Below are 6,903 nucleotides of genomic sequence, written 5' to 3'. Positions count from 1 at the left end.
GGGCTGGGGTGGGGTAACCACAACCTCAAAAGCACCTTCTAAAGTTCGGCTCGCAGTTGCCAAAGATGCGGCGTTTAATTTTTACTATGCCGATAATCTGGACTTATTGCGAGATTTGGGTGCCGAACTCATCGAGTGGAGTCCATTAATCGATCGACAGTTACCGCCAGATGTGAGTGGATTATATTTTGGGGGTGGATTTCCAGAAGTATTTGCCGAAATTTTAGCAGCAAATACATCGGCCAGACAATCTGTCGCAGCCGCGATTGTCTCTGGAATGCCTACCTATGCTGAATGCGGCGGATTGATGTATTTATGCGATCGAATTGTAGATTTTGACGATCGATCTCATGCCATGGTGGGAATTTTTCCAACCACAGCCGTGATGGGCAAACGATTAATTTTGGGCTACCGACAACTGACAGCATTACAAAATAGTGTGCTTTTTAATGCAGGCGATCGAGTGTGGGGACACGAATTTCATCGTTCTACTTTAACAGATTTACCCCCGTATCCATTATGCGATCTTCAGGGCTATGAATCGAATTTAGTTTTTGCGGCTGAAGGCTGGAGTAGATACCAGGTGCAGGCTGCGTACACTCATTTACATTTCGGATCTCATCCAAATATCGGAGATCGATTTCTCAACTGTTGCCGTAGATTCGAGCGTCTATTTGCATCCCTGAAATAATTTCGTCGATCGCTACATGTATTTGATATTGTTATATATGTATCGGGACATTACACGATTTTGATGCTAAGATGCACCTACAGCGAGTGAAATAAATCGCCGAATTTTAGGTAAATCATCTCCAAATTAAGAAGTTTTCATGATTAAACTAATTCAGACGATCGCATTGACTACTGTAGTTTTTTCGCCATTGAGCCTAGTTAGTCTCATGACATCTGCGGAAGCTCATCATACCTCTTCTCACGTTTCGACATTGGCCGGAAAAACCGCCCAAACCACCAAGAAGAAAAAAACCACAACTCCAGCAGCCAAAGGCAAGAAAAAGCCAGCTACGAGCGGCACCAACATGAAAAAGCCCGCTGGAACTGACACAACTACACCCTCTGGTACGACCACCCCAGATACTACTACCACACCTTCTGGTACTACCATGCCTTCTGGTACTACTACTCCTTCTGGTACCGATACCACTCCCTCTGGCACCACCGTTCCTGGTACTAAATCCAACCCCAGCGATCCTAGCTCTGGCAGTTCCAACACCAATCCTAATAATAAGGTTCCGACAGATTCTACTTTACCTGGCACTCCAACATCCATCCCTAGCAGCGTTCCTCCTGCTGGTAGCAATCCTTCCAACCCAACTGGTGCGCCTAAATAAGCATCAAATCGACGATAACGGGATGTTCCAGACTTAACTAACGTTTGACTCCAACACGAGTGTCTCAGCTAACTTGACTGGGGCACTTTTTTAATGAGTAATGAGTAATGAGTAATGAGTAATGAGTAATGGGTGAAACGCTGTTCCCCAATACCTAAAGCCTAAAGCCTACGTTATCCTCGCGCAGAATGATTAGAAGCGTCATAATAATAAGGGTCGCTGCCGAAAATGTTTACTAATCTTATTACTCGATCGTTTCCTATGCCACGTCTCGATTCTCTCTCAGTTCGGGCAGACGCTGTGCAAAAACAGATGCTGCATTCACCACAATCCGATCCAGACGCACAACCAGTTGCTGGATTGCCTCAGTTGGACTACGATCTGGCGATCGTTGGTGGTGGTATTATCGGGAATACTCTCGCCGTCGCGCTGCAAAATTCTGGACTGCGGGTAGTTTCGATTGAGTCGCAAGCGCAGTCAATTTCGATCGCCAAGAGTCGAGCATACGTCTTATCGATGCTCTCAGGGCAGATATTTGAGGGACTAGGCGTGTGGGAAGAAGTTTTACCCCAGATTGCTCAATTTAGTCAAATTCAAATCTCTGACGCCGATTATGCGGGAGTAGTGAAGATGTATCCCCAAGATTTGGGGCGATCGACTTTGGGTTATGCAGCCAGTCACGAAGTTCTACTGACAGCATTGCAAAATAAATTGCGATCGGCTGCAAATATTACGGTGATGTGTCCCGCACAGGTAGTAGAGGTAAAATACACCCCGACTGGTGCCGAAATTACGATTCAAACCCCAGACACCGAAACACCAACCAAAATCCGCACCAGCTTGGTAATTGCCGCCGATGGTGCCAAATCCTCACTCCGAGAGCGCGCTGGCATCGCCACCGCTGGCTGGAATTATTGGCAATCTTGCATCACCGCCACCGTCACACCCGCACAGCCGCACCAGAATGTGGCCTACGAGCGATTCTGGTATGCTGGCCCGATCGGAGTGTTACCATTAGCTGACGGTCGCTGTCAGGTAGTATGGACGGTACCGCACCAACAAGCTGAAGAATTGCGAGATTTACCTGAAAGTGAATTCCTAGCGCGATTGGAACATTGTACGGGTGGTTTACTCGGCAAATTAGAACTCGACTCCCAGCGGTGGCTATTTCCCGTCAAGTTGATGCAAAGCAAAAATTATATCGCTGACAGACTGGCATTAATCGGCGATGCGGCGCACTGTTGCCATCCCGTTGCGGGACAAGGCATGAATCTGGGGATTAGGGACGCCGCCGCTTTAGCAGAGATATTAGTCGCCGCGCATCAATCAGGTGAAGATATTGGCTCTAAAGCTGTACTCCAAAAGTATGCCAACTGGCGCAAGCCAGAAAACTGGGTAATTTTAGCCTTTACCGATTTTCTCGATCGCATGTTCTCGACAAGCCTCCTACCGATCGTGATTATCCGCCGCTTCGGGCTATTTTTACTCGATCGAATTCCAGGTTTTAAATACCTCGCCCTCAGATTGATGACAGGATTGGCTGGTAAAATTCCGCAGGTGGCAAAGTTTAATTAGTCGATCGTTGCTACAGCAGTTTGCGACTCGATCGGGATACGATGTTTGTCGATTCAGAACCCCGACTTCTCCAAGAAGTCGGGGTTCTGTCGTAGCTCATCAACTATAAAAGTGCTGTAATTGATAATTGGGCTATAAAGCTGTGCTAGGTTATTTACAATCATTTGGGTCGTAAAGCGATGTCTTCACTCAGCTCGATCGATCGAGAACTTATCGAACAGGCTCGATCGATAATCTCACAGCGGTTTAAACCAGACTACCATCACATCGGCGCAGCATTAAGAACCAAATCTGGACGAGTATTTGCAGCGGTTCATTTAGAAGCAAATGTCGGTAGAGTTGCCGTTTGTGCCGAAGCAATTGCCATTGGCATGGCAGCAGCAGTCGGAGATACCGAACTTGAGACGATCGTTGCTGTAGATAATCAAGGTAACATCGTTTCCCCATGCGGGATGTGTCGGGAATTAATTTCGGACTATGCACCAGATTGTCAAACGATTATTTCCGATGGTGAGGTTGTCTCGATTAGTGAATTATTGCCGCACAAATATCAGCGTGTCGAAAAATAGAGTAGGGGCAATTCATGAATTGCCCCTACTCTATTTTTCGGCATCAATTATCAATTAATTCAACAACATATCGCCGATAATTCGTGCTGTTGCTGGAGCCAGTAAAACGCCATTCCGATAGTGTCCTGTCGCTACTAATACCCGCTGATTCTTGCCGACTCGATCGATTACAGGTGCCGGACGATGGTTGGGACGGGGGCGCAAGCCTTGCCAGGTGCGGATAATTTCGCCCTTAGCTAAATCGGGACAGATATCTATGGCAATTTGTTTGACTCGCTCCAGACATGCCGGATCTGCTACCATCGCTCCATCGATGGGAAATTCTACAGATGCCCCCACCCAATAATCGTTACCGCCACAGGGAACGATATTGACATCTTCGCTGACGATTACGGGTTGAAAATCTGGATTGCCTAATGGTTGCGATAACCGGATTTGGATCGCTTGTCCGAGTACGGGTTGAATGTCGATGGGTGCGTGTGGAGCGAGCAAACTAGTCGCACCCAAACCTGCCGTGACGATGACTCGATCGCTAGTTATCTTTCGATCGTCAGCGGTTAAAAGTTCGCAGCTATTGGGGTTATCTGCGGTGATAGACTCGATCGATCGATCGAAATGAAACTTCACCCCGTTTAGCTTCGCCGCAGCTACGAGGGCATTGGTGAGGGCAACCGGATCGACTTGTAAATCTTGAGGTGAATAAGCCGCAGTTCCATTAAATTGGCGATCTATTTGCGGCAGTTGAGTCAGGATTTTGCGCGCATTCCATAACTCTAATTGCCACTCTTGTTCGGTGCGGGTGGTAACTAATTGCGTCCACTGACTCAGATCGTCTTCTGATGATAATAGTTTGATAATTCCTTGAGAATTATGTGAAATTTTTATGCCTGTGACTTCTTCTAATTCGGGAATTAGGGTTTGATAGCGACGAATACTATCTCTACGGAGGTTCCAAGCACGTCCTTTAACTTTGGTAGAGATAATCCCCATCATTACGCCTAGAGCTGCACCCGTGGCTGCTTGTGCTGGCTGTTGTTTGTCATAAACGTCGATTTGAAAATCGGTCGATTGACTCAATTCGTAAGCAATTGTCGCGCCAATAATGCCGCAGCCGATAATACTAATAGACATTTAATTGATAATTGATAATTGATAATTGATAATTGATAATTGATAGTAGTAGGGTGGGCATTGCCCACCACATAAGTTTCGATCGTCAAATAACTAGACATAATTATTTCTAAAATAGACTATGCCTGAAACCTATATGGTGGGCAATGCCCACTACATTATTAATTAATTTATGGAACTACTGTCTAATAAATAATTATGCCTATACATTTGTTAATTTCTCTCTCTGTCTTCAAAAGACAGGGTAGAAGCAATCAACAAATTGCCCCTACCCTGTCTTTTAAGGAATGATAATTATCCTAAATTTAGAGCTAATTACGCTTGAGGAATCAGTTTCTCGAAACTGGCGAGATCCTTGAGAGCTTCGCCATAGTTGCGAATGGCAAGTTTGTAGTCGTTATCGCCAGCGGCTGCGTCGATCTTGTTGAGATGTTCAAAGATTTCTTTGCTAATCTTCAAAGCTTGCTCTTTGCTGCCTGGTAATAGCTCTCTGGATAAACCAGACATCCGAGTTCTGATTTCGCCTAGAGGGCCGTGAATGAATGATTTGACATTATTCCAATCGCGCTCTTGAATTAAAGTAGCTAGTTCTGGCAGTCGATCGGTTAATGTTCTGACATTTTTGCTAGTGGCTTGAATTTGAGTCAGTTGTGCAGCACTATAAGTTGGAGCCTTAGCTTGGGAACCATCACTACAGCTAACGACCAAGACAGAAACCAGTAAGAGGAGCAGGGATATCAGCGGACGAAATAGAGACATAGTTATCTGAAAAATAGGTTATGAGAATGGTTAAAATGTCGATCGATAAGATAGGCTACAGAAAGATGAGACTCGCGCCGACGCAGCACGTTAGAGCGATGCCGTTCGCCCCTACTCTCAGCATACTAGAATTGTCAGGTTGCAGGCAATCCATTTTGTCTGAATCGCCGTAGGCATAAATCCCCAATCGAGCCGATCCTGGAGATCTGCATAATTACTAACAATCGATCGCAAATTTCATGTTTAGAGTATTCGCAAAAGATTACGATCGCCAGTTCGAGCGATGGACGGATGCCTTAGAGGCGGGCAATTCGCTCAAATCTCAGTGTAAAAGTTTATTGCAAGATGTCCGAATTTTTGACGGTGAAGAATTAATCTGGATTTACAGTCGATCGCACACATATCCTCAGTATATTGGCGCAGGAGTATATGACAAGCTGGCGCGATTATTTCTGATTGAAAATGCCCCGACGATCGAAGTCGAAGTAGATGAACCAGAACAATCTTGACGCATGTCCCGGTTGGCAAGGACATCTACAACTCACCTATGGTTACTCTGGGGGTAAAACTCAAGCCATCGAGCATCGCGGTACTGCACCGCTTAAAGTCCAACGCTCGTTTTATCCCGAAAGTGCAGCCATCTGTCACAATACGATCTTGCATACTGCTGGTGGTGTCGTCGGCGGAGATCGGCTAAATATCGATATCGACCTGCAATCTCGATCGCGGGCGGTAATTACCACGGCGGCGGCTGGTAAAATCTATGGCAGTAATGGTGCGCTAGCATCCGAACAAATCGTCCAGAATGTGGGCGAAAATGCCTGTCTAGAATGGTTGCCGCAAGAGACAATTATCTTTGATGGCGCGCTATTCGATCGACACTTACGCGTCAATCTGGCGGCGACTGCAAGCTGGTTGGGGTGGGAGATCGATCGATTCGGACGAACGGCGCGAGGCGAGCGGTTTACTCACGGCGTCTGGAAATCGGCGACGGAAGTATATCGTCAAGGCATACCAGTCTGGATCGATCGACAATTACTCTATGGCGATGACAAGATCGATCTGCCTAATAGTCTAGCTGGATATCCGATCGTCGGCACTTTAGCCTGGATTGGTGCTGGTAATCTAGAGTCAGACGAACTGCTGGTAAGTAAAAATATCGTCGTCAAAGCTCGATCGCTGTTTGATGGCGCACCGAGTAAGATCGGAGTCACTCGTCTGACAGAAGGGATATTATGTCGCTATCGCGGTGACTCCACTACCGAAGTCCGTCGCTGGTTCGCGGCTGTTTGGCACCTACTGCGTCATTCTTATCTCGACAGTCCACCGATTCATTTGCGAGTATGGCAATAGGGTGGATGGGTGGATGAGTGGATGGGTGGATGGGTGGATGGGTATAGTTAAGCCTTGTACCCTATTTCCTTTTCCCTTTCCCCCTTCCCCATTCCCCTCTTCCCTCTTCCCTCTTCCCTCTAGCCTTCTGCCTTCTGCCTTCTGCGCTCTGCCTTCTACCCTCTACC

The 6,903-nt window shown here is 46.7% G+C and carries 7 protein-coding genes and 1 pseudogene; 6 read left to right on the top strand and 2 right to left on the bottom strand.

Annotated elements, in window-relative coordinates:
* The 4 genes and pseudogenes from C7B77_RS20270 to C7B77_RS20255 form a co-directional block, all read left to right on the top strand.
* Positions 1-691, top strand: a pseudogene (locus C7B77_RS20270) (cobyrinate a,c-diamide synthase); the annotation flags it as partial.
* Positions 692-830: 139 nt separating this feature from the next.
* Positions 831-1,349: a hypothetical protein gene (locus tag C7B77_RS20265; RefSeq protein WP_106309014.1), complete on the top strand. Its 519-nt coding sequence runs from the start codon at positions 831-833 to the stop codon at positions 1,347-1,349.
* Between the two features lie 261 nt (positions 1,350-1,610).
* Positions 1,611-2,924, top strand: a complete 1,314-nt coding sequence (locus tag C7B77_RS20260) for an FAD-dependent hydroxylase (RefSeq protein ID WP_219892216.1) — start codon at positions 1,611-1,613, stop codon at positions 2,922-2,924.
* A gap of 179 nt (positions 2,925-3,103) precedes the next feature.
* Positions 3,104-3,493 (top strand): cytidine deaminase, encoded by a 390-nt coding sequence (locus C7B77_RS20255; RefSeq protein WP_106309017.1) that lies wholly within the window; start codon positions 3,104-3,106, stop codon positions 3,491-3,493.
* A gap of 54 nt (positions 3,494-3,547) precedes the next feature.
* On the opposite strand, the gene C7B77_RS20250 is transcribed toward C7B77_RS20255, so the two are convergent.
* On the bottom strand, positions 3,548-4,624 hold the full coding sequence (locus C7B77_RS20250; RefSeq protein WP_106309011.1) for an NAD(P)/FAD-dependent oxidoreductase: 1,077 nt from the start codon (positions 4,622-4,624) through the stop codon (positions 3,548-3,550).
* Between the two features lie 315 nt (positions 4,625-4,939).
* Positions 4,940-5,383, bottom strand: a complete 444-nt coding sequence (gene psbQ, locus C7B77_RS20245) for a photosystem II protein PsbQ (protein ID WP_106309008.1) — start codon at positions 5,381-5,383, stop codon at positions 4,940-4,942.
* A 239-nt stretch (positions 5,384-5,622) separates the two neighbouring features.
* Between psbQ and C7B77_RS20240 the strand changes: the two genes are divergently transcribed.
* A complete protein-coding gene (locus C7B77_RS20240; protein WP_106309006.1) occupies positions 5,623-5,892 on the top strand; it encodes a hypothetical protein in 270 nt (89 codons plus the stop codon).
* On the top strand, positions 5,873-6,736 hold the full coding sequence (locus C7B77_RS20235; RefSeq protein ID WP_106309003.1) for an urease accessory protein UreD: 864 nt from the start codon (positions 5,873-5,875) through the stop codon (positions 6,734-6,736). The genes C7B77_RS20240 and C7B77_RS20235 overlap by 20 nt, the downstream gene beginning before the upstream one ends.
* Positions 6,737-6,903 lie beyond the last annotated feature (167 nt).

The organism is Chamaesiphon polymorphus CCALA 037 (assembly GCF_003003845.1).
Taxonomy (GTDB): domain Bacteria; phylum Cyanobacteriota; class Cyanobacteriia; order Cyanobacteriales; family Chamaesiphonaceae; genus Chamaesiphon; species Chamaesiphon polymorphus.
This window is presented reverse-complemented; position numbering and strand designations above follow the sequence as displayed.